Annotated in this window: 20 protein-coding genes; 10 read left to right on the top strand and 10 right to left on the bottom strand. The window is 52.8% G+C overall.

Translation table 11 applies throughout. The features are described 5' to 3' along the window. Positions 1-548: 548 nt before the first annotated feature. Entirely contained in the window at positions 549-950 is a 402-nt protein-coding gene (locus AACZ40_RS08780; protein ID WP_291179599.1) for a TspO/MBR family protein, read from the top strand. A 4-nt stretch (positions 951-954) separates the two neighbouring features. Beyond that, entirely contained in the window at positions 955-1,884 is a 930-nt protein-coding gene (uvsE, locus tag AACZ40_RS08775) for a UV DNA damage repair endonuclease UvsE (protein WP_291179602.1), read from the top strand. Here the strand turns inward: uvsE and AACZ40_RS08770 are convergent. Beyond that, positions 1,861-2,256 carry a DUF4345 family protein gene (locus tag AACZ40_RS08770; RefSeq protein ID WP_291179605.1) on the bottom strand — a complete coding sequence of 132 codons (396 nt, stop codon included), beginning with the start codon at positions 2,254-2,256 and terminating at the stop codon, positions 1,861-1,863. The genes uvsE and AACZ40_RS08770 overlap by 24 nt on opposite strands. A 382-nt stretch (positions 2,257-2,638) precedes the next feature. Between AACZ40_RS08770 and AACZ40_RS08765 the strand changes: the two genes are divergently transcribed. The 4 genes from AACZ40_RS08765 to AACZ40_RS08750 all read left to right on the top strand — a co-directional run bounded on the left by AACZ40_RS08765 (position 2,639) and on the right by AACZ40_RS08750 (position 6,721). Further along, positions 2,639-4,414 carry an SLC13 family permease gene (locus tag AACZ40_RS08765; RefSeq protein ID WP_291179608.1) on the top strand — a complete coding sequence of 592 codons (1,776 nt, stop codon included), beginning with the start codon at positions 2,639-2,641 and terminating at the stop codon, positions 4,412-4,414. Positions 4,415-4,608: 194 nt separating this feature from the next. Next, positions 4,609-5,316: a DUF2293 domain-containing protein gene (locus AACZ40_RS08760; protein ID WP_291179611.1), complete on the top strand. Its 708-nt coding sequence runs from the start codon at positions 4,609-4,611 to the stop codon at positions 5,314-5,316. Positions 5,317-5,430: 114 nt separating this feature from the next. Beyond that, the gene (locus AACZ40_RS08755; protein WP_291179614.1) at positions 5,431-6,462 is read left to right on the top strand and encodes a class I fructose-bisphosphate aldolase; all 1,032 of its coding nucleotides are present in this window, start codon (positions 5,431-5,433) and stop codon (positions 6,460-6,462) included. A gap of 43 nt (positions 6,463-6,505) precedes the next feature. Then, complete coding sequence (locus AACZ40_RS08750) at positions 6,506-6,721, top strand: DUF1653 domain-containing protein (protein WP_291179617.1); 216 nt, start codon at positions 6,506-6,508, stop codon at positions 6,719-6,721. Positions 6,722-6,759: 38 nt separating this feature from the next. Here the strand turns inward: AACZ40_RS08750 and AACZ40_RS08745 are convergent, their stop codons facing one another. Continuing rightward, positions 6,760-6,942 (bottom strand): CPXCG motif-containing cysteine-rich protein, encoded by a 183-nt coding sequence (locus AACZ40_RS08745; protein WP_291179620.1) that lies wholly within the window; start codon positions 6,940-6,942, stop codon positions 6,760-6,762. A gap of 166 nt (positions 6,943-7,108) precedes the next feature. Here AACZ40_RS08745 and AACZ40_RS08740 point away from each other — a divergent pair, with 166 nt between their 5' ends. After that, positions 7,109-7,333 (top strand): hypothetical protein, encoded by a 225-nt coding sequence (locus tag AACZ40_RS08740; protein WP_291179623.1) that lies wholly within the window; start codon positions 7,109-7,111, stop codon positions 7,331-7,333. An 87-nt stretch (positions 7,334-7,420) separates the two neighbouring features. Continuing rightward, positions 7,421-7,840: a dual specificity protein phosphatase gene (locus AACZ40_RS08735; protein WP_291179626.1), complete on the top strand. Its 420-nt coding sequence runs from the start codon at positions 7,421-7,423 to the stop codon at positions 7,838-7,840. Positions 7,841-7,865: 25 nt separating this feature from the next. Here AACZ40_RS08735 and AACZ40_RS08730 read toward each other — a convergent pair whose 3' ends face one another. The 5 genes from AACZ40_RS08730 to AACZ40_RS08710 form a co-directional block, all read right to left on the bottom strand. Further along, positions 7,866-9,584 (bottom strand): EAL domain-containing protein, encoded by a 1,719-nt coding sequence (locus tag AACZ40_RS08730; protein WP_291179629.1) that lies wholly within the window; start codon positions 9,582-9,584, stop codon positions 7,866-7,868. Positions 9,585-10,004: 420 nt separating this feature from the next. Beyond that, positions 10,005-10,583, bottom strand: a complete 579-nt coding sequence (locus tag AACZ40_RS08725) for an NAD(P)H-dependent oxidoreductase (RefSeq protein WP_291179632.1) — start codon at positions 10,581-10,583, stop codon at positions 10,005-10,007. A gap of 66 nt (positions 10,584-10,649) precedes the next feature. Further along, positions 10,650-11,099, bottom strand: coding sequence for a DoxX family protein (locus AACZ40_RS08720; protein WP_291179635.1), 450 nt, complete (start codon positions 11,097-11,099; stop codon positions 10,650-10,652). 52 nt (positions 11,100-11,151) lie between these two features. Further along, a complete protein-coding gene (locus AACZ40_RS08715) occupies positions 11,152-11,850 on the bottom strand; it encodes a pirin family protein (protein WP_291179637.1) in 699 nt (232 codons plus the stop codon). A gap of 64 nt (positions 11,851-11,914) precedes the next feature. Further along, on the bottom strand, positions 11,915-12,403 hold the full coding sequence (locus tag AACZ40_RS08710) for a MarR family transcriptional regulator (RefSeq protein ID WP_291179640.1): 489 nt from the start codon (positions 12,401-12,403) through the stop codon (positions 11,915-11,917). A gap of 173 nt (positions 12,404-12,576) precedes the next feature. On the opposite strand from AACZ40_RS08710, the gene AACZ40_RS08705 reads away from it, so the two are divergent. Further along, positions 12,577-13,098, top strand: a complete 522-nt coding sequence (locus tag AACZ40_RS08705) for a hypothetical protein (RefSeq protein ID WP_291179643.1) — start codon at positions 12,577-12,579, stop codon at positions 13,096-13,098. Positions 13,099-13,346: 248 nt separating this feature from the next. After that, positions 13,347-14,573 (top strand): hypothetical protein, encoded by a 1,227-nt coding sequence (locus AACZ40_RS08700; protein ID WP_291179646.1) that lies wholly within the window; start codon positions 13,347-13,349, stop codon positions 14,571-14,573. On the opposite strand, the gene AACZ40_RS08695 is transcribed toward AACZ40_RS08700, so the two are convergent. The 3 genes from AACZ40_RS08695 to AACZ40_RS08685 form a co-directional block, all read right to left on the bottom strand. Continuing rightward, on the bottom strand, positions 14,570-18,058 hold the full coding sequence (locus AACZ40_RS08695; protein WP_291179649.1) for an efflux RND transporter permease subunit: 3,489 nt from the start codon (positions 18,056-18,058) through the stop codon (positions 14,570-14,572). The two genes, AACZ40_RS08700 and AACZ40_RS08695, sit on opposite strands and share 4 nt — an antisense overlap. 3 nt (positions 18,059-18,061) lie before the next feature. Then, the gene (locus tag AACZ40_RS08690) at positions 18,062-20,152 is read right to left on the bottom strand and encodes an efflux RND transporter periplasmic adaptor subunit (RefSeq protein WP_291179652.1); all 2,091 of its coding nucleotides are present in this window, start codon (positions 20,150-20,152) and stop codon (positions 18,062-18,064) included. 760 nt (positions 20,153-20,912) lie between these two features. Continuing rightward, the gene (locus AACZ40_RS08685) at positions 20,913-22,430 is read right to left on the bottom strand and encodes a TolC family protein (RefSeq protein WP_291179655.1); all 1,518 of its coding nucleotides are present in this window, start codon (positions 22,428-22,430) and stop codon (positions 20,913-20,915) included. Positions 22,431-22,604 lie beyond the last annotated feature (174 nt).

The following is a 22,604-nucleotide window of genomic DNA, read 5'->3' as shown; positions in this document are numbered from 1 at the left end:
GACGGTCCGCTCGCCATCTCGCAGCAGATCAACAATGCGCAGGCGAATGGGTTCTCCCAGCGCTTTTAACTTTTCTGCACATAAATCGGATTGGAGCCGATCTTTAGACATAACTGTACCATCGCCCGCAAAATGAAAGATCTCCCCCGTTCCATCGACGAGCTGAATTGCCGGGCAATCCGCATTCGCGGGGAATTCGATTCAGATTGTAGCAAAAAAATGGCGGCAGGACAGCTCCAGAAAATGCTCCGCGCGAGTTTCTGACACATTTCTCAGCGCAGTATTCCACAGCGAACCATACATCAATGGCCGTTAATAGAAGCGAATTCGACTGTACTGGCTGGCAAAACCCTGTTTAACTCTTATTCGGTTGACTGGCACAGGAGACCGGTCGTCTCAGCACCACCACCCCACAGGATTTTAAACATGCTCGCAGCCGATCTCCGGCAAATTTCAATTCTTGACAAAAAACAACTTACCAAAACGGTCTGATTCACCATAATGAAACAGAACAGGCATCGAATATAAGACGAACGATAGAAAGAGATATGAACTGGCTCGAATGGTATAACACGCTCTCAAAACCGGAATGGACGCCTGCCCCGGCGACCATCAGTCTGATCTGGCAGATTCTGTATCCGATCATTCTGATCTCGTTTGGTTATGTATTCATCCAGGCGGGCAGAGGCCGGTTTCCACGCAAGACAGTCATTCCTTTTGTGTTGAACCTGATTGCGAATCTGAGTTTCACACCTCTGTTATTCGGACTGAGAAACTTACCCCTGGCCACCCTGGATATTCTGATCGTCTGGTCGACCATTCTCTGGATGTGCCTTGCGGTCTGGCGATATTCCCGCTGGGTGGCATTGGCACAGGTTCCTTATTTCATCTGGGTCTCGATCGCCACCGTGCTGCAGATCAGTATATTCTGGTCGAACTGGAAAGTCTGAGCTGTTGAAGAACCCCGCAAATATCTCGTCTAACATCCGACTGGGACTCTGTTGCCAGTTCCTGAACGAGCCGATCAAATTCCGCAACACGACTGTCAAAGCCAGCAGCCAGATGGAACGCAAAGCTGCTTTGGAAAAGCTGTCCCGACTCTGCCGGGAAAATGCGCTGGCACTTCAGTCTTCACTCGAATTCTGTGCCGCCCATCGCATTGGCTGTTTTCGTATCAACAGCCAGATTCTGCCTTTGAAAACGCATCCGGAATGTGGATACCAGATGAGCGATCTGCCTGCAGGAGCAGAAATCGTCGAACTCTTTCAGAAATGCGGGGCCTACGCCCGCGAACATGATATTCGCACCTGTTTTCATCCGGATCAGTTTGTGGTGCTGAATTCTCCACGCCAGGATGTAGTCGAACGATCAATAGCGGAACTGGAATATCAGTCTGAAGTGGCGGAATGGGTCAATGCCGATGTGGTCAACATTCATGGCGGCGGTGGATACGGCGACAAGCCGGCTGCCCTCAAACGCTTTGCGAAAAACCTGAAGCATCTGTCTCCCCGGGCACGAAGCCGCTTGACGGTCGAAAACGACGATAAGACTTATACCCCCGCTGACCTGCTCCCCCTGTGCCAGGAAACCGGAATCCCCCTGGTCTACGATGCCCATCATCACCGGTGTCTGCCCGATGCCCTCTCTATTGAAGCAGCCACCGAGCAGGCGTTAACCACCTGGAACCGCGAACCCCTGTTTCACATCTCCAGTCCCCTGGAAGGCTGGCAGGGCCCCAGACCAAACCGGCATCACGATTTCATCGACATCCAAGATTTTCCCCTCTGCTGGAAGGGACTTCAGCTGACGGTCGAAGTGGAAGCCAAAGCGAAAGAACAGGCTGTATTGAATCTGATGCAGTTACTGCAGCGGTGTCGCACCTGATTTTTTCCCAAAACAGCAGATTCCAAGGCTGACCAGAAAAATCAGCCATTCTCCGACCGCCAGTGAATAGGTCATTGAAGCGATGTCGGCAAAGATCAGAAATCCAGCAGAGCGAAACAGAACCAGGCAGCCATGTATGATCACGCACACGACCAAAGCATAACGCGTGACTTCCCGCTGCCAGATTGGCCAGAAAAAGATGATCCCCAAAGCCAGTTCCAGCCCGCCGTAGATGACCAGGAACTCGGACTGTCCGGAACCGGGCTGCAGGGTAAAACCGACCGAACGCGAGGTCGAAGCGGGATCAACGCTGCACCAGAGAGCCAGCAGGAGATAGACCAGGCCCACTATCGCCAGGAAAAAACGTGCCATCAAAAACTCCTGATTCAGTAAAAACGACGGGATAGTGACAGACCACAGTCTACCATACGCGAGATATCCGCCTGTGGTCAATTCCAGGTGAACCTGTCCGCGGTTCGATTTGTCAGTTCTGCATCAGACACATTCCCTCAAAAACGGTTCAAGCGACTCCCTTTAACTGACGATAACATTCCGCATGAAACCAGCCATTCACACCTGTTGTCCCTGCTGCTGTCGAAGAACGGCTTTCGTTCTTTCGGGGGGCTTGTGTTGATTTCACTCCGGACTGAAACCAGTCCCACTTAAATCTTCCCACAACATCCGAAGAGTTGAAAGCCAAACGCTTTCAACTCTTTTTTTATTGGTTCACCCCAAATACATACTGGAAACATTGATGAGTCTCGAAGCCTGGTTTACGGTTACGATTGTCGGACTGCTGTTTATCGCACTGGTTAAAAATCTGGCGCCTCCCGATGTGATCTTTCTGGCAGCAACCACGGTGCTGGCAGTGGCAGGCATTATCACCCCGGAAGAAGCCTTTGCCGGCTTTTCCAATACGGGAATGCTGACGGTTGCCGTGCTGTTTGTGGTAGTAGCAGGATTAAGAGAAACAGGCGTACTGGATTATATTGGTCAGCATCTGCTCGGCAAATCCAGAACCGAACGCGGCGTGTTATTGCGGCTCTCTGGTGTTGTCTTGCCCCTGTCGGCATTCCTGAATAATACTCCCATCGTGGCCATGTTCATGCCCGTCGTACTGGACTGGAGCCGTCGCAATCAGGTCTCCCCTTCCAGACTGTTGATCCCACTTTCTTACCTGGCAATTCTAGGGGGAACCTGTACGCTGATTGGTACCTCGACCAACCTGGTCATCAATGGACTGATGATCGAAAACGGTATCCCCGGACTGTCCCTGTTTGAAATTGCCAGAATCGGAATTCCGTACGCAGTCATTGGCATCGCCTATCTGTTTGTCACAGGAAGCATACTGCTGCCGGAACGCAAAGAACTGCTGGAACAGTTGGGAGAAAGTCGGCGTGAATTTCTGGCGGAAATGCAGATCCAGGCTGGCTGCCGCCTGATTGGCCAGACAATCGAACAGGGCGGTTTAAGACAGTTACCGGGACTGTTTCTGATTGAGATTGACCGCAATGGTCAGATCATTGCACCCGCCCTGCCCGATCAGCGGCTCGAACTTCACGATCGACTGATCTTTACCGGAATCATCAGCAGTATTATCGAACTGGAAAAGATCCCGCAGTTGGTGCCCGTGGCCGACCCCGATTATGAAGTGTCGCCCCGCAAACAGCGTCGTCGCCGTTTGTGTGAAGCCGTCATTTCAGAAAATTCCCCGCTGAGGGGAAAAACGATCCGCGATGCTGAGTTCCGTGCCGTCTACGGGGCTGCAGTAGTCGCCGTGCATCGCTCGGGGAAACGGGTCGAAAAGAAAATCGGGGATATCACTCTGCAGTCCGGCGATACCCTGTTGCTGCAGACACAACCTCACTTTCAACGGGCGCATCGTCACGATCCGGCTTTCTACCTGATCAGCGATGTCGAAAACTGGCGTCCACTGCGATCCGACCGGGCCTGGATTGCTGTCTCACTTCTGCTGATGCTGATTCTGCTGATGACCACCGGCGTCATGCCCATCGTCCTCTCTGCGACTTTGACGGCGGTGCTTATGGTCGCGCTGGGCTGTATTTCTGCCGGCGATGCGCGACAGAGCGTGGAATGGCAGGTGCTGATCACCATCGCTGCCGCGTTTGGTGTGGGAACTGCTCTGCAGAATTCAGGAGCGGCAACCGTGATTGCTGCTTCCCTCGTCGAAGCGACTCGCGAATGGGGGCCGATCGCTGCCATCGCCGTGATCTATCTGCTGGGCTCAATCATGACCGAACTGATCACCAACAATGCGGCTGCCGTCCTGATGTTTCCCTTCTGCCTGGAAACCGCACGCCTCTACCAAGCCAGCCCCCTCCCCTTCCTGATGACCCTGATCCTGTCCGCCTCCGCCAGTTTCATGACACCTATCGGCTATCAGACCAACATGATGGTCTATGGCCCCGGCGGTTATCGCTTCACCGATTTCCTCCGGATCGGTACACCGCTCAACCTGCTGCTGTGGATCGTCGCAGTCGTCATGATCCCCTGGATCTGGCCGTTTTGAGATTATCCCGATTTAAATAGATACCACATGGATCCTTGCAATAGATCCTAGTGCTGTTTGATTGAGATAATTTTCGACATTTGAAGATCTCTTACACAGACACAATTGACCAGACAGCTCAAAATCCGGTAGAAAGAATCTTATCAATCTGTCCCATTCAGAATCAGATAAACGCACAAGGATGTGACAATTATATGACCAGCAACGTATTCTCCCCCGGTCCCACTCCCGACACCGTCAAAGCCGCGGATGGTACTATTCACACGATCCCGGTCGGCTGGTCTCTGTTGCCTCCCGGTGATGCCGGTTTGACGCGGCGGGTTAAGGCTGCTGGTGACTTCTGGAGCGTGCAGGAGAAGAAAGGAAGGCGAACCTTTTCCCAGGGCATCTGGGCACCTGAAGAGACGATCGAACGGCTGCGAGCAGAACTAAATGCGGAACGTGCCACCCCGGCGTATGCGAAAAAGCAGGCTGCCGCTGCAGAGCGTCGCGATAAACAACAGGCTGAATACGTCGAAGATTTTCATGAGTCGGTCCTCAACTTTCTGGCATTTCATCCAACGCACGCGAAACTGGCACAGCAACTTGCACTGGCGATTACCGCGCATGCTACCCCGGTCGGCAGTGGCACGGTGGCTCGCACGAAACGCATCCCCGTAGAACAACGGGCGGAAGCCGCCGTCATCGCCTGGATGAGGCATCAGACCACGGCCTACGATTCGATGAAAATCCCCCGTGTCAAAGGGAAGCGTCGCGAAGTCAGACGGATGCTGGCGCAACGCTCGAAAGAACTGTTGAACCACTATCGCAGTCAGTCCACGCCCCCTGCGCGTTGCCCCTTACGCCAGGCACTTTCTGAGAAAACGCCAGCTTCACATGTCGAGGCGGACAATCTGTCTTAATCGAATTTTTTCAGTAAGCTTTCATCTCCTGTCCTTTAAGCAGGGGCACCCTGCAGGATATCATGAAAGCAGAGTCATATTTTTTCGTCCTCGAACTGCAGGGAGAAAGAGCCAATGCACAAGCAACAGCTGATTGATACGGCCCATGCGCTCGTCGCCGACGACAAAGGCCTGCTGGCAATGGATGAAAGCACACCCACGTGCCACAAGCGTTTCGACAAACTGGGCATTCCCCAGACGGAAGAATATCGTTTTGCCTATCGCGAATTGATTGCGACAACTCCCGGACTGAGTGACTCGATCAGTGGAGCGATCCTCTATGACGAAACCATCCGTCAGTCGACTTCCGACGGTATCCCGATTGTCAATGTGCTGCAGAACAGCGGCATCATCCCCGGCATCAAAGTCGACGCCGGCGCAAAGGACCTGGCCGGTCATCCGGGAGAAAAAGTCACTGAAGGGCTGGACGGATTACGTGATCGACTGGCCGAATATGCACAGCTGGGTGCCCGTTTTGCCAAGTGGCGGGCAGTGATAACCATCGGCCCCGGTCTGCCTACGCCCGGCTGTTACGCCGCCAATGCCCATGCACTGGCCCGGTATGCGGCCCTCTGTCAGGAAGCGGGACTGGTGCCCATCGTGGAACCGGAAGTTCTGATGAACGGAGATCACAGTCTGGCCCGCTGCTTTCAGGTCACTGAAGATGCATTACGAGCTGTCTTTCGGCAGTTGTATCTGCAGCGTGTCCTGCTCGAAGGCATGATTCTGAAACCGAACATGGTTGTGCCGGGACTCGATTGCCCGATCCAGGAATCCGTCGAAGAGGTCGCAGCTGCTACCATCGAATGTTTTCAGCACAGTGTGCCTGCCGCCGTCCCAGGGGTAGCTTTCCTGTCAGGGGGGCAGTCCAGCGAACTGGCTTCCGCCCGTTTGAATGCCATGAATGTGAAATATCAGTCCCAGGTCCCCTGGGCGCTGTCTTTCTCGTTTGCCCGGGCGATTCAGCAACCGGCAATGGAACTCTGGGCCGGCAAAGCGGAAAATACGCAGGCTGCCCAGAAAGCGTTATACCATCGTGCCAGATGTAATCGTGAAGCACGCCGTGGCGAATACGATCCGCAAATTGATGCCGTCGACGCATCCTGAATTCACACTACTACGAGACAGTCAGCCAACAGGATTTCTCAGCATGCAAACGGGTCTTTATCGTCATTACAAAGGGAACAACTACACCGTGATTGGCGTTGCGCGACATAGCGAAACGGACGAAGAACTGGTCGTCTATCGACCGGAATACGGCGAACGGAGACTCTGGGTGCGTCCTAAAGCCATGTTTCTGGAGTCTGTCGAAGTGGACGGAGAACCGGTGCCCCGCTTTGACTATCTTGGACCTGCGGAAGAGTAACTGATTCCCCAATCACACAGTGTTATTCACCGGCAGTTTTACTCACCGGCAGCCCAGATGCGTACATTACCATCTGGTTCTACCTGTAAATGAATGACATTGGGATGACAGCAGACAGGACAGTCTTCGACATATTCCTGATCAGTGCCGGCTGTCAGATCGACGGGAATCACGATCTCCTCGCCACAGGCATCACAGAGATAACTGGCTTCATCCTGCATGGGATTCTCCTTCAAAATGTATTCTATCAAATTGCATCGGAGATGGGTATAATAGCATTCGCATTTTGTCGGCATCGGTTCCTGACCAGTAAAAGCAGGATCTGCTGTCGGTAGACAATAGATCAATCCCACTCAAATAAACTTATAACTATCGGAGAATTGCCAGATGGCAAAGAATAAACTGCAGAAAAAGAAAGAACGTGAGAAGCGGGTCGCCAAGAAGAAACTGGCCGAAAAAGCCACGCGGGCCGCTCAGGAAAAAACAACCCAGGAATCGCAAAAGAAGATTCCTCAGCGGGCGCAACTGATGCGTTCAGCAGTGCCGAAAGCCGAGAACCCTGCCAATACCAGTAAGAAAAGCACCTTCACACAGCGGCGTACAGGGGGTTGAACCGCCTGAGGATGACACATCGGTTCTACTAAAACCGACAGGACCGATCATCCAGCGATGACAGTTCATTCTGTCTGGAGAGCCTGCATGCGAGAAATTCTTCCCAACCTGCTCTGGATTGGCAATGCCCACGATGCGCGCGATGTAAAAAGGGTTCTGGACCTGGGGATTGCGGCTGTCATCGACCTGGCGCTGGAAGAACCGGCAGTCCCATTAACGAGGGAAATCATTTACTGTCGGCTCCCTTTGATCGATGGTGCAGAAAACCAGCCAGTCATTCTGGAAACCGCAGTCAAAACCGTAGCCCGGCTGATCAGTGAAGAAATACCCACACTGGTCGCCTGCAGCGCCGGGATGAGCCGTTCACCGGCCATCGTGGCGGCGGCGCTGTCACAGGTTCGGCACACTGATTTTGAAGCAGAGCTCAAACAGCTGGCACTGAATTATCCCAGTGATGTCGCTCCTGGATTGTGGAACAAGCTGAAAGAACTGCTGCAGGAAAGTTGAGACGTTCAGAATTCTACCGCCAGCATCAGGCATTGATCATGGGGCGGGTGGACCACTTGCAGGCGAGGATCGATTTTTCAATCTCTTCCCCGCAAATCGGTTTCGAATAATAATACCCCTGCCCCAGTCGACACCCCAGTCCCTGCAGAAGCTGCAACTGTTCGATATTTTCGATGCCTTCGCCAATCACTTCCAGTCCCAGTTTTTCTGCCAGAATGATCAGGGCATGAATCAGCAGGACTTCGCGGTCGCGATCGGATCGTTTGATAAATTCGCGATCCAGTTTTAAGACGTCAATGGGAAAATCACACAGGCAGGATAAGGAGGAATAGCCGGTTCCGAAGTCATCGACATCCAGCTTGACCCCCAGTTTTTTTAAATCATTCAAAGTCTCAATCGAAGCATCCCGGTCGTGCATGATAATGCTTTCGGTTACTTCCAGATGCAGACACTTCGCGGGAATGTCGTACTTTCTCAAAGCTTCTGCCACAATGGAAACCAGCGTGGGATGCTCCAGCTGTTTGCGGGACACATTCACATGCAGGTTCTCCGGTGCCTGTGTTCCCAGTGTTTTACGCCACTGGGCCAGCTGTCGGCAGGCTTCGTCTACGACAAAATTACCGACGGGAATAATCATGTCCATTTCTTCTGCTACCGAAATGAATTCGTCGGGGGGAATCAGGCCGCATTCGGGGTGAAACCAGCGAAGCAGCGCTTCCACGCCTCGTAACTCACCGGATCCCAGATCGATAATGGGTTGATAGAACAGTTTCAGTTCGTCGCGGGAGATGACATCGCGCAGCTGGTTCTCAATATAAAGTCGTTTTTGTGCTTTATCGCGTAACACACGGTCGAAAACAATCGGACGATCCTGCTTGGTGGCCTTGGCTTCATACATCGCTAAATCAGCATCGCTGAGCATTTCACTGGCGGTCTCGGAACGATGTTCGCTGGTCACAATGCCGATACTCGCGCTGGAATAGATCGTGTAACCGCCGAGAATATAGGGCCGCGCCAGGGTCTCCAGCAGTCGATTTGCCACCAGGATGGCATCATCGGGCGAGGAGAGATTTTCCAGCAGGACGACAAATTCGTCGCCCCCCAGTCGCGCTGCCTGGATTGTATCAGAGGCACGCACCGTTTTGCGGAGTCGGTCGGCAATCGCTTCGAGCAGCTTATCACCGACATCATGTCCCAGACTGTCATTGATCAGTTTGAAGCGATCAAAGTCCATGAACAACAAAGCAAAATGTCTGCCCGATTTGCGGTCAATGACTTTCTGAATAGACTCCAGAATCGAAACACGGTTCGGGAGTCCCGTCAGCGGGTCATGGTGCGCCAGATGCTGCAGACGCTGCATTAGTCGCTTCTGCTCACTGATGTCAATCCGCAGAGCGAGGTAACCATCAATCTTTCCCTGCTCATTAAACATGGGAACAATCGTCGTATTCACCCAGTACAGTTTGCCGTTCTTGGCTTTGTTACAGATCTCACCCCGCCAGGTTTTGCCGCGGCGGATCGTGCGATACATTTCTCGAAAAAACAGGTTGGAATGCTGATCGGAACGCAAAATGCGATGATCAGCGCCAATCAGTTCCTCGCGGGTATAACCTGAAATCTGACAGAAGTTATCATTGACGTCGAGGATCCTGCCCTTCGTGTCGTTGATCGCCACGATGCCGGCTTCATCAACGGCATCGCGAAATGCCTGCAGATAGCTCAATTCGGAATGAATGTCTGTCACTTGTTTAGCCCCTGCTTAGATCACTTTTGCTGAATGGCCACACCATCCAGACTGCGCTGTCTTTCTCTGTCACACTCCTGGAATACATCCGCTCTGCCTGTCTGGTCCGCAACAGGTGGAAATATTTCCATCGTGGACCGTGTTCAAAGTCTAGGACAGAATAAAAACACAATCCGATTATTTACCGCAGAGAAGAGAGATCACCCCGTCGATCGCAGGGTTAAACAGGATCATGCAGGTTGTAAGGCCTGTCTGCGGCGATTTTGAGCGGGAAATGACTCGCTAATGCAACAGGCGGCAGGGCAGTCAACCCGGGCCGGGGAAATCTGCCGGAAGAGTTCTCTCTATGAAAACAGCCCGGAAGACTTCCTGATGCAGGTCTTCCGGGCTCAATCGGATTCAATAATGGAACAGCTATTCTCAGCGGGTCAGTTTCCCCACCATTTCTGCCAGGGTTTTGCCGAGACTCTCCACATTCTGCTGGAGTGAAGCATCTTTCAGCTGGCCTTCGTCATCGAATGCCTGCCCTGCATTGGAAATCGCAATCTGATCTGGCAGGACTGTGACCTGGATATTACCCAAAATGGAGCGGACGTGAACCAGTCCCCTCAGGCCTCCCAGTCCTCCCGGTGACGCAGACACCAGCGCAGCCACTTTGCCCCGATAAGCCTGCAGCGGCGTTTCCCCTTCTGCTTTTCGCGAAACCCAGTCGATCGTATTTTTCAACAGGGGCGTAATCGAACTGTTGTATTCAGGCGAAGCAATCAACAGTCCCTCATTCTCAAAGAACAACTGTTTGAGCTGGGTGGCCTCTGCGGGGATCCCTTCTTCCCGTTCCAGATCTTCATTCATCAGGGGAAGCGGGTAATCTTTCAGATCGACGACAGTGACATCGGCACCGGCGGCACGGGCACCCGCGACAGCGATCTGCAGCGCCTGTCGGTTATAGGAATTTCGACGGGTGCTTCCCGCGAAGGCAAGTATTTTAGGTTGAGACATGCGAATCGATCCCTTCTGATTGGATGTATTAAGTTGAAACGGGTTCGTACTTTTTTTCGAACGGGTTTATGACACGGTTGCTGGTTCCGATCGGGACCGGGATGCCAGCGCATTGTCCAGACTCATTTTACCCGCTCCATTCGACATCACAAATAACATACTGCCCATCAGTGCCAGGTTTTTCATAAAGTGAATCATCTGCCCCTGCTTCGCCTGCGCATCTTCAATGGTCCAGAAGTCATGGAAATAGTAGGTGGCTAATAACAGGAACACAAACAGCAGACCGGCTCCCAGCCGCGCCTTGAAGCCGGCAATCAGCGACAGACTGCCTGCAATCAAAAACACGATTGCGCCCGCCAGCATGATTTTCGGCAGGGGCACGCCTTCCGCAGCCATATAGCCGGAGATACTGTCGAAGTTAGGAATCTTATTCCCGACAGCACTCATAAAAAATATCGTCGCCAGCATAATGCGACCGAGCAGACTCGCCAGACCTTGAACCGGGTGCGATGACATCACTTTCTCTCCTTGAATAAAATGGGATATTCTGTTGATTTCGTTTCGCTACTTATGCCAGATCAAACAGCATGATCTCGGCATTCTCTGTTGCGGAGATTGTCAACTGCTCCACATCGCTCACGGCAGCCCCGTCGCTGACCTCCAACGGCACATCATTCAGACGAACTGCGCCCCGCAATACCTGCAGCCAGGCATGACGCCCTTCCAACAGTGTATGAGCCACCTGCTGGCCGGAGTCCAGCTTCGACAGATAAATCCGCGCATCCTGATGAATCATCAACGCCCCTTCTTCTGCCTGGGGTGAAGCCACCAGCCGCAGCTGATTCTGCTGCTCGCTGTCGGGAAAACGTTTCTGTTCGTAACTGGGCTCAACTCCTTTCCGTTCCGGATACAACCAGATCTGATACAGGTGCACGGCTTCACTGTCGGAGGGATTAAATTCACTGTGAGTAATTCCCGTTCCTGCTGACATCCGCTGAAACTCGCCTGCATGCAGCACTTCGCCATTGCCCATCGAATCTTTATGTTCGAGTGCTCCTTCCAGTACATACGTGACAATTTCCATGTCATTATGCGGATGCGTTCCAAATCCCTGACCAGGCAGGACCACATCTTCATTCATCACCCGCAAGGCACGAAACCGCACGTGCTCCGGGTCCTGGTAGGTAGAAAAGGAAAACGTGTGATGCGTTTTGAGCCAGCCATGATCAGCGTGCCCACGTTCTTTTGACTTTCGGACCTGAATCATTATAAAACTCCTCTCATGAATAATACAAATATAGTTTACATGTAAACTATGTGGTTAAAAAAATTTAACCTGCAATTTCCCTGATTGCGGCGGACTTTCTGGCTTTCACCAGCAGTCGGCTTAACGTTTTAAGTTCTGTCCTGGTCAAGTGGCCGATTAACCGCTGATGCAGTTCCCGTCCCGGTTCATCAATCTCTTTTAATAAAGAGTCCGCTTTCTCTGTCAATGCGACATACACAACACGCCGGTCGGCAGTACACCGTTCCCGGGTCACCAGCCCCCGTTTCTCCAGTCGGTCAATCAGACCGGTAATCGCGGGGACGACCTGAATCATTCGGCTGGCAATCTCCAGGCTGGGCAGTGGCTGGCCTTCCCCACGCAGAATTCGTAATACATTATACTGAGAACTGGTCAGACCATATTTGCGAAACAACTTGCCGAGACGGTTCTGATACTGATCGCTGGTACGCAATACGTTCAAAACCGCCTCGACCTCAGGGGACTCGAAGGCCTGCTTCTTTTTCAGTTCCTGTTGCAGTTGTTTGTATGTCATGATTTATTCCTTACATATATACTTTATATATAAACTATCGTCACGTCAATATAGATTCTGGACTTTTTCTGAAAAGTTCGGGGATTACAACTGCCCTGGGGATTCCGAGGGAACCGTTTACATTTAGATCGTGTCATTTCTGGAACACAACTCTCCACAAGGATCTCAATTGGATGCACAAAAAGCCCTGGTACGATCTGAAGGAACTTAAATATCTGAATTCAGATTTGAGTCACAGAATCGGCAGTAATCCCCCCTTTCACGGCAGTTTTTCAGAACGGAACCGATTCAACATCCCAGGTCCTTTTTATGGCGCCGAAACAGACTCCTGTTTAACTGGCCCGGCTGAGGCACCTCAAAATATCATGGTCGATGAAAAGGGACAGGAATTTGTTTATCGTCAACCTGCCAGCCTCGCAGAATTGGAGTGTGTACTGAGAGCGACCGAGGTTGACCCTTTTGAAGGATATGGCGCCAATGGCGACCAGCATTGGACGCTCCCCCTGGTACGCGACTGGTGGAACACACGTCATGACCTGCTGGCCGAAATGGATTCCTTACGCAAATGGAATGATAACGTAGATGAATGGCATAGATATCTACACGGCCCGGCAATTGACTATCTCAGACAGTACGTTTTTTTTATTGAAGAAGGCAAACTGCCTCAAGTATGGGATTCATTGCCCATGTTGTAATATTTGAATACATACCGATTTTCGAATTTGCTTGTGAGTCCGAGAAGCGCATCCTAAAATGAAATATCTTCTCATCTCAATACATTTACTCGAAAGACGCTCTTGATTCATTTTCCTACTCTCAGAATAACAGGCATCGCGAAACCATTTTTGCTCAGTCGTCTGTTCGTAATCTGTCTCGGCATTGGGGTCATTCTGATACAAACAGGTCATTCAGATTGTCTGGTTATCAGGCTGTTGTCGATATTATGAAACAAATTTCCCTGTTCACCGCCGCTCTCCTGCTGGTTCTGCCAGCAACTTCAGCAGAAGCCTGTATGAACTGCGTGAACAGTGTCACTGATGCCCAGACGCCGTTTCTGAACGCTCTGACCGGCGTTTTTTTCGGCTGGCTGTGCCTCCTGCTGATATTCAATCGGCCGCTCGCTAAAGGAACCAGACGCTTTCTCTATTTTGGAGTACCAGTGTTCGTGCTGGGGTTTCTGCTGATCATTCCCCTGGGGGTTGGCCTGGTTGTCCTGTTCTGCTGGATCATTTATCTGTTGTACCGGATCCTGCAGGTTCTCATCAGGAAAGAAGCCACGATCCGGCAGAACCTGGTTCCGTTCGGCCTCAATACGGTGGCGCTGACACTATCAATGGTCCTGATTTTTGTCACAACAACCCAGGCGAATTCAACTCCCGGACTGATCCAATCACTGGGGCATGTTTCACCGTTCTACCCGGGAACCGTTCACAATCTGATGTCACGACTGATTCAGCGCGGACCGGGCGTCGTCGCTCCCTTAAGTGAGTCTCTGGAACAAAACCTGGAGAGCAAACAGGTCAATCCGCTCCTGGCGACGCGCATTGCCTACTGTCTGTCACAGATCGGCGATCCCCGGGCAGAAGCCGTTTTGAAACAGGTGGTTGAAGAACATATCAATCTGAACGACAATGAAAACACGAAATGGGAAGCCGCCGTCTGCTCTCTGTACGCCGAATGTGCCGGATCGCGGGCGGCACCGGTATTGCAGAAACTCCTGAATGATTCTGAAGAGCAGCCGACTGCCCCCCTGTCATTCATCCCCCTCTGTGCGCTGGTTCGAACCGGAGACTTAACTGCCGTGCACACGGTTCTCAATCAGGTCGAGGTATTGCAGCACCAGTTGGAAGACCCCTTTACGAACCGCGGTTCAGCAGCGATGATCAGGCTCACACTGCAGGCACTGGCGGAAGGTCAAAACCGGGACGATCTGAAAGCAAGTCCCATCTATCACCGCATGCTGCTGGGGTTGCGGCCCGATCACCACACCCAGACCGGCATCGTCTGGAATCAACAGTGGAACGGGGAACTCGACATACCCGCACTGAAAGATCACTGGTCGCAAATTCTCAATCAGCAATGGGTGATCGAACAACAGGCCGCCCAGGGGAATCCGCTGAATATCATTGCAGAGGACGATCTCCCTCTCGAAGCCAGGAAGCCGGATTAATTTGCCACTGACCTGGTCTCGCCTTCCTCTTCTGTTCCGGCCCAGTGAGGATCATTCAGACCGAGGTTCATTTTGAACTCCTTGTAGGCAGCAAAAATCACCGGAACAACAAACAGTGTCAGCAAGGCCACCGACATCCCGCCGATCACAGGCCAGGCCATCGCTTTGGCGACGTCAGAACCCCGTCCGGTCGAAAAGATCACCGGCAGCAGCGCAATGATCGTCGTAAAAGTCGTCATCAGGCAGGGACGGATGCGTTTGAGCCCCGCTTCCACTACCGCATTGCGAATATCAGTGGTATTCGTCAACCGCTTGCGTTTGAAAATCTGATCCAGGTAGGTGGCCATCACCACGCCATCATCAACGGCAATCCCAAACAGTGCAATGAATCCAACCCAGACAGCGGTATTGATCTGAATGTCATTGACTGCCAGCAGAATCATGCCCCCGGCAAAGGCAACCGGAATCCCGGAGAAAACCGCCAGTGCGATCGGAAAATTACGGAACTGCAGGTAGATAATAAACAGGTTGGTCAAAATCACCAGGGGCACCACCCACATCAGGCGGTTGTTCGCTTCCACCTGGTTCTGAAAGGAGCCCACTGCCTGCAGCGCATAACCCGCGGGGAGATCCAGTGCCCCCTCTGACTGGGCAGTCCGCAGACTCTGTTCGACGGCAGCCACCGTTTCCAGCGCGCCCTCCTGCCCCGATGAGGAAAACGAAACGTGCGCCACCAGGCGGGCATCTTCACTGTTGATCACACCGGGGCCCCAGGTCGTTTTCATTTCTGCCAGCAGCGAAAGAGGAATGATCTCGTCCGAATGTGTGACGACGGGCAGGCGGCTCAATTCATCAATCTGCTCACGCAGGTTTCGCTCATAGCGTACTCGAATCGGATAACGTTCGCGTCCTTCAACCGTGCGGGTAACATTCGATCCTCCCAGGGCTGTCTCGATGATCTCGTTGACCATCGCAGTCGACATCCCATACCGGGCCGCCGTTTCGCGGCTCACATCAAATTCGACATAGGGTTTTCCCAGCACGATATCCGGGTTTACCGTGGAGCCATTTACCTGGGGAATCTGTTTCAGGTGATCGGCAACGGCAATCGAAGCTTTCGCGAGCCCGTCCAGGCTGTCGCCGTAAATGCGAATGGCCATCGGCGCTTTGATACCGCTTTGCAGCATAATCACCCGTCCTTCGATCGGCTGTAAGGGAGAAGCTGGCGTAACACCAGGGAGAGTGGCGACGGCATTGATCTGTTCCCAGATCTCTTTTGAAGTCATTCCTTCCCGCCACTGCTCGACTGGTTTCAGCATCACGTAGGTTTCAATCATCGCAGCCGGCGCCGGATCGAGAGCCGAATCGATACGGCCGATTTTCCCGAGTACGTTTTCCACTTCAGGAATCTCTTTGATCAACGCATCCTGTGTCTGCAGTACTTCCATCGCCTGGGAGAAGCTGGCAGCAGGGTACAGGGTCGGCATATAGAACCAGCTTCCTTCATCCAGGGCAATCCAGTCGTTGGATGCCAGTCCTGGAAACAGGTGTTTGGTTTCAACCCAGCCGGGCACTTCATCGGCATCGACGCCCAGGAAGCCGGCAACCTTTTCAAACGGCTTCAGCACCATGGGCATACCGACCCAGGCCCCCATCCCCATTAAAACGACGAGAGTGGGAAACGAGAAAAAAAGCAGCTTATGCTGCATGAAGAAGCGCAGCGTGGGTTCATAGAGAAAATGAATCAGCTTCCCGATCGGATTTTCATCCACGGGCCGCAACCGTTCGCTCAATAACCAGTAGCTGCCGATCCCCGCAGCGAAGACTGCTACCAGAATTAATACCGTGGAATTGAGGGAGGTCAGACTGACTAGCGTCCCCCTCGCAGACCAGACCAGCATGCCACAAACCAGCGCAAACACAACCGAAATCAGGGCCCGTTGACGGTGAGTCCGTTGCTGGGATACCAGAAACAGACGGCTTAACAGCGGAACCAGTGTGATCGCCACGATCAGGGCCGCGGTAATGGAAAATGTTTTCGTCCATGCCAGGGGAGCGAAAAGTTTATAATCTCGCCCCGTCAGCATGAATACCGGAAAAAAACTGACGATGGTCGTCATCACGGCTGTCACCACGGCAGGAGCCACTTCCGCCGCTGCTGTATTAATCACAGTCAACCGCGCTGCCTTCCCTCCCGGTTTCCCTTTCGCTTCCCACTCCGCCAGTTGATCGTAGATCGATTCTGAAACGATAATCCCCATATCGACCATGGTCCCGATGGCAATCGCGATGCCGGCCAGTGACATGATATTCGCATCAATGCCGAACACATTCATGGCAATGAACGCCATCAGAACCGCGATCGGTAATGTGATTGCCACCACGAGCGAAGCACGCAGATGCAAGAGAAACAGCAAAATGACAACCGCCGTAATGATGACTTGCTGAGTGAGTGCCGTGCTCAGCGTGCCGATGGTCTCATTGATTAACCCCGTACGATCATAGATCAGATCAAATTGAACGCCTTTCAGGCTGGGCTCGATCTGCGACATTTTTGCCTTGATCCGGTCAATCACCTGGCGGGGATTCTCACCAAACCGCATCACAACCACTCCCCCCACGGCTTCGGCACCATTGAGATCGATAGCGCCGCGGCGAAACTCCGGACCGAGCTGCACACGCCCCAGATCGCGGATTCGAATCGGCACTCCCTCTCGGGAACGAACCACGGTCTGTTCAATATCGCTGATGGCCTTACCGGTATCCTGATCGGCGCCGATGAAGCCACGACCGCGTATGATATATTCCATGCCCCCTGATTCCACGGTTTTGGCACCGACATCAATATTTGATTTTCGTACGGCATCAATGACCTGGTCGAGGGGAATATCATGAAAGCGGAGTTTGTCCGGGTCGATTTCAATCTGATACTGTCTGACGTAGCCGCCCACGCTGGCCACTTCACTCACGCCGGGCACTGCCTGCAGTTCATATTTCACCACGAAATCCTGCAGGCTCCGCAAGTCGGCCAGGTTCATCTCGGGGGGAGGCTTCAACACGTAATAGAGCACCTGCCCTAACCCGGTGGCATCCGGTCCTAAAGTGGGTACGACCCCTTCCGGCAGGAGGGCAGCCGCGGTTCCCAGTTGTTCGGCAACGCGGGAACGGGCCCAGTAGAAATCGGTACTGTCTTTAAAAGTCACCTGCACAAAACTGTAACCGAACAGACTTTTCCCGCGGACCGATTCCGCATCGGGAACGGCCAGCATTGAAACCGACAGGGGATAGGTCACCTGGTCTTCAACATCTTTGGGAGAACGTCCCGGCCAGGCTGTGAAGACGATCACCTGGTTCTCACCAATGTTGGGAATCGCATCGATGGGAACTTCGCGCACACTGATCCACCCGAACCCGATCAGCAGCGCAGTCGCGCAAAGCATGAGCAGTGGTTCGCGGATGCTGAAAGATATCAAGGCGCGTAACATGCTTTATTCTCCTTGGGGCCTTGATAAGGTTTTGCTTTTCGTGCTCTCCGATTTCTGATCGGCTTTGGTACTGTTGGATGCCAGCGGGTCAAGAGTATTGACCAGTTTTCCACAATGCAGCATTTTGCTGCCGAAATAGGGATTCAACAGTTTGTCATCCTTCTGCAGCCAGTCTCCTTCGCCCTGTGATACCATCGGGCAGAAAAACTGATAATAAGGCTGTTCTGCACCGTCACCACGCACTTGAGAGGCCAGCTTGACCACCGCATGACTGATCAGTTTGAATTTTTTGCGGCCTTCCTCCAGTGAGAGATGATGCAGATGCCCTGCATTGGCTGCCACCTGTTCCAGTTCCTGGCGCAGGGTCTGCTCGAGTTGGGAATCCTGAGCAAGTTCTGTCGCCAGTTTATTGAGTGTCGTTGCCTGTTGTTCCGAGATTTTCTGGTCGGCAGCGAACTGCTCTTGAATCGTAAAATAGACAGAATACAGGCGCTCCAGAGTCTGGCCTGGTTGACCGGACAGTTTTTCAACAGGGAGGGAATCGAACTGCAGTGGCTCGTTTCGATAAGCGGGTTTCCGGTTGCCTGGTACATATTTTGTCGGGTCAATCAGACTGGGTTTCCCCGAGAGTTGCATTTGTGAATCGATCAGGAAGTTGCCGGCAGTGGCAACCTGCTCTCCCGGTTTGACGCCGTCCAGGATCACGGCACGGTCGCGTAACATCGGGCCGAGTGTCACATTCCTGAGCTCGAAACGTCCCGGTTCTGTTTCCACATACACGACACTGTGCTCCCCGGCCAGCAGCACGGCGGAACGGGGAACGGTGATGGCAGCACTCTGTTTGACGGGCTGTTCGGAATAGCCATAACGCGATGTCGGAACCAGCTTCATGCCACAAATGGGACAGTCGCCCGGTTGATCACGGATCACCTGGGGATGCATGGGGCTGATCCATTTTCCCGCCAGTTCGGAATCATACACCTTCCCCTGGGGACCAATGGGAACGGTGATCTTTGCTTTGGCATAATCACCGGGTCTTAACTGGCCATGCTCATTACGGAACTCCACACGGACGCCGACGGTTCTGCGCGTCTGGTTGACTGTCGGGTCAATGAAGACCACTCGTCCTTTCAGGGTCTTGCCCGGCAGGGACTGCAGCTCCGCTTCGACCACCTGCCCGAAGCGGATGCGGGAAGCATCTTCCGGGTAAAGTTCCAGCATCAGCCAGACCGTTGTCAGGTTGGCAATCCGGTAGATGGGATCACCCGCTTTAATATATTTTCCTTCTTCAGCCAGCTTTTGTGTGACGGTTCCACCAAAGGGCGCATAGATGGTGAGTCTCGATTCGGCTTTCCCGCTCGTCAGCAGTTGATTGATCTGCTCGTCGGTCATCCCCAGTTCAACCAGTTTCTGACGTGAATTTGTCACCAGTTTTTCCTGCACTTCTCGCACGGCAGCCAGTGATCCCGAGGTCATCTTTTTCAATGCATTGCCGGCTTCCAGTAATTCGATCTGGGCAGAATAAAGTTCCGGGCTGTAGACAACCGCCAGGTGATCCCCTTTATCAACTTCGACGCCGGTGTAATCAGCAAACAGTTTTTCTATTCTTCCATCAATGTAAGCGGCAATTGTTGCCTGCCGACTCTCGTCGATTTCGATCGAGCCTACTGTTTCAATGATCGAACTAACCGGCTCTGCTTTTACGGTTTCAGTCTGTATATTAGCCAGTCTGCGTTGAGTCGGTTCAATATTGATCGCCATCTGGTCAATATTGCTGCCCGACCTGGCAGCAGGAACCAGCGCCATGCCACAGATGGGACATCTTCCGGGAGCAGGCTGACGAATCTGGGGATGCATCGGGCAGGTATAAATCGACTGTTTGCCATCAGAAGACGTCGCGACGCCTGCTGGGGAACCGGCCTGAATCCAGCCGAGACGCTGGGCCACACCAGTCAGCACAATCAACAGCAGTCCCACAGCCAGAAATAATCCTGCGGGCAGCAGTTTACGCAGCCACCAGCGGCCCGATCTGGCATCAGGCGGTGAAGGCAGATTACCGGCTGGTGGCTCTGATTGATTATCCGCAGAATTCATCGTTCTACCTCTGATATTATTTTGAAATGAGCAGCTGGCCAGAAACAGTTCACCAGCATTGGACCGTGCCGGAAAAAGCTGACCAGCCACTCAAACTTCGATCCACTTAAAAGATCAACACAGATAGAGACCCCGGCTGCAGACACAATCCAGACCAGGACATTTAAACCGGAAAAAGAGGCTCAACAGACAGCACGCAACTGAGTCCAGATGACATCAGGCAGCGTAATCCGTATTAGATCAAAGCAACACAGTACAGAACCTGTGCATATCTTTGAGAGTGAGGAAAAGTGACAGCCACGTCACCGATTTGACAGGACGTTATTGCCGCTTGAGAAAAGCCCACGAAACAGGCAGGCTGCAGATTGAGATCATGCAACAGTATTTCCAGTGCGGTCTGCGAACGGTCAGGTAAAGCAGGCAGTTCATTCTGGCTGCAGGAACATCCGGTGGTCTGGAATTCGCATTTCCCATTCTCAGTTTGTCTGGCTTTCAGATGGCAGCAGACACTCTGAGCGGGTTCAGCAGGCCTTGTTTGACAGCAGCTGAGCTGGGCGGGATCTGTCTCTGAATTCGTTTGACAGCAGCAGGCAGACAGGTTTGCCGTGCAGACAGTCTGAGCGCACAGCATGACTGCTGTCAACCAGATCATTAAAGCGCGACACTTCCTGAACATGAAACGACACCTGCAGAATAGAGTAACAGACCTGCAGTTAAATATATCGCCTGAGATACTGGAAGTCCATACCGAACTTTTCCACTACTCTTGTGGCTGTTCCGGAAGTTCTGTTGCTGGTGCTGGTGCGAGTTTGACATCCTGGCCCGCAATACGACTCAGTTGCGACAGCGAAACAGCCAGCTCGCCGACTGCGGAATGATAACCGAGTTCCAGGGTGAGCAGATTCCGGTAGTCTCGAATCACACGATCAAATTCCACTGCGCCGCGCGAATACGATTCCTGGTCGGCTCTCAGCGTCTGACGCGCTTGTGGCAGAATCGTATGCTGATACAGTTTCGCTGTTTCATCCGCGCGGCGGGCTTCCGCCAGCAGTTCGGTAATCAGTGCATCATAGCGATCACGCAGTTCGGCTTCGTTGTCGGTAGAAGCAAGATGTTTCCAGGTCGCTTCGTCTTCCAGGGCATCATATTTATCACGCCAGAGTGGAATACTGACTTGCGCGCCCAGTGACCACGGATCCTCTCCAACCTGGTACAGGGGGGAAGCAGGTCGATTGTTATCAGTGAAAAAGTAATTCGCGGAAACCGTCAGTTCCGGTCGTCTGCTTAAATGGGCGACTTCGATTCCCCAACGCGATGCCTGCGTCCGTAACTGTGCGGCCTGTATTTCTGGCTGTGATCGCAATGTCGTCTCATAGATCTCCCGTGCTGATAAAACAGGAAGCGAGATTTCCAGTTCCCCAGGAACCGCAATTGGCAGATCGGCATCGCGAGCCAGCAGACGATTCACTTCCGCCTGGACCGCGACCCGCAGTTTGCGATAGGTCAGCAACCGCTCTTCCAGTTTGCTGAGCTCCAGTGTTCCCAGCAGCACATCCCCCTGGGTGGCTGTGCCTGTGGCAATCTGTGCATTGGCCACGTCGATCAATGACCGCAGCAGTTCCTGTTTGGCATTCGCGGTTTCAATCTGCTGATCAATCACATAAAGTCTGTACCAGCCTGTCCGCACGGCTGCAATCACTCGCAAGCGTTCTGCCATGTAATCGGCGCGCACTGCAAATGCTTCAAAGCAGGCCCGCTGTTCTTCCGCGTCTAATTTTCCCAGCCACGGAATCGCCTGACTGGCGCTCAGGACAGCACGTTGTGAACCAGAGGCAGTCTGAATGGGCGCCCCGAACACATTCGTCCCCACCTTGGGATCCGGCAGTTTATTCACATAACGACTGCGCGAAGAGGCTGCATTATACTCCCGGTAAAGCTTCACCAGCCGCGGATTCTGCTCGACGGCCAGCATCTCCAGTTCGACCAGAGACTGAGTCAGCGGTGGCTGTGGAATGACTACAACTGACCGGGCTCCCTCTGCAAATTCACCATCGAACGCTTCCGCACCAGTCTGCACGATCTCCGCCGGAGATTCCTGTTGTTCTTCAACCGGTATGTCTAAATCAACCGACGTGCGCGCAGCGGAACTCGCAACGTCCTCTGCATTCGCTGGAGCCGACTTCTGAACAGATGCGGTATGCGAGGCACAGCCTGTGATTGTTACGATCAAAAACAACAGACCGAAACCGCATACAACAAGCGAGGGATGATCCTTCATCCTGAAACCTTACTGAAATCCATAAGATCAATGTTCCCACACTGCAGGAAACTGATCATCAGTGGTCTGAATTAAAATGGCACGGTCCAGAGAGTAAATCGACCTGAAGAACAGTCCGTCTGTGTGAGTAATGCCGATTTCAAGGACCGTGCCGGAATTTTGTCAGGGTTCGTG

It is taken from the genome of uncultured Gimesia sp. (genome assembly GCF_963972345.1).
In the GTDB taxonomy this organism is placed as follows: Bacteria; Planctomycetota; Planctomycetia; order Planctomycetales; family Planctomycetaceae; genus Gimesia.
The sequence above is the reverse complement of the archived record's forward strand: the minus strand, read 5'-3'. Positions and strand labels throughout refer to the sequence as shown.

Excerpts from the sequence above, each read along its gene's own strand:
- AACZ40_RS08780 (WP_291179599.1), top strand. The coding sequence starts at position 549 with ATGAACTGGCTCGAATGGTATAACACGCTCTCAAAACCGGAATGGACG.
- AACZ40_RS08770 (WP_291179605.1), bottom strand. The coding sequence starts at position 2,256 with ATGGCACGTTTTTTCCTGGCGATAGTGGGCCTGGTCTATCTCCTGCTG.
- AACZ40_RS08765 (WP_291179608.1), top strand. The coding sequence starts at position 2,639 with ATGAGTCTCGAAGCCTGGTTTACGGTTACGATTGTCGGACTGCTGTTT.
- AACZ40_RS08760 (WP_291179611.1), top strand. The coding sequence starts at position 4,609 with ATGACCAGCAACGTATTCTCCCCCGGTCCCACTCCCGACACCGTCAAA.
- AACZ40_RS08755 (WP_291179614.1), top strand. The coding sequence starts at position 5,431 with ATGCACAAGCAACAGCTGATTGATACGGCCCATGCGCTCGTCGCCGAC.
- AACZ40_RS08750 (WP_291179617.1), top strand. The coding sequence starts at position 6,506 with ATGCAAACGGGTCTTTATCGTCATTACAAAGGGAACAACTACACCGTG.
- AACZ40_RS08745 (WP_291179620.1), bottom strand. The coding sequence starts at position 6,942 with ATGCAGGATGAAGCCAGTTATCTCTGTGATGCCTGTGGCGAGGAGATC.
- AACZ40_RS08740 (WP_291179623.1), top strand. The coding sequence starts at position 7,109 with ATGGCAAAGAATAAACTGCAGAAAAAGAAAGAACGTGAGAAGCGGGTC.
- AACZ40_RS08735 (WP_291179626.1), top strand. The coding sequence starts at position 7,421 with ATGCGAGAAATTCTTCCCAACCTGCTCTGGATTGGCAATGCCCACGAT.
- AACZ40_RS08725 (WP_291179632.1), bottom strand. The coding sequence starts at position 10,583 with ATGTCTCAACCTAAAATACTTGCCTTCGCGGGAAGCACCCGTCGAAAT.
- AACZ40_RS08720 (WP_291179635.1), bottom strand. The coding sequence starts at position 11,099 with ATGTCATCGCACCCGGTTCAAGGTCTGGCGAGTCTGCTCGGTCGCATT.
- AACZ40_RS08715 (WP_291179637.1), bottom strand. The coding sequence starts at position 11,850 with ATGATTCAGGTCCGAAAGTCAAAAGAACGTGGGCACGCTGATCATGGC.
- AACZ40_RS08710 (WP_291179640.1), bottom strand. The coding sequence starts at position 12,403 with ATGACATACAAACAACTGCAACAGGAACTGAAAAAGAAGCAGGCCTTC.
- AACZ40_RS08705 (WP_291179643.1), top strand. The coding sequence starts at position 12,577 with ATGCACAAAAAGCCCTGGTACGATCTGAAGGAACTTAAATATCTGAAT.
- AACZ40_RS08700 (WP_291179646.1), top strand. The coding sequence starts at position 13,347 with ATGAAACAAATTTCCCTGTTCACCGCCGCTCTCCTGCTGGTTCTGCCA.
- AACZ40_RS08695 (WP_291179649.1), bottom strand. The coding sequence starts at position 18,058 with ATGTTACGCGCCTTGATATCTTTCAGCATCCGCGAACCACTGCTCATG.
- AACZ40_RS08690 (WP_291179652.1), bottom strand. The coding sequence starts at position 20,152 with ATGAATTCTGCGGATAATCAATCAGAGCCACCAGCCGGTAATCTGCCT.
- AACZ40_RS08685 (WP_291179655.1), bottom strand. The coding sequence starts at position 22,430 with ATGAAGGATCATCCCTCGCTTGTTGTATGCGGTTTCGGTCTGTTGTTT.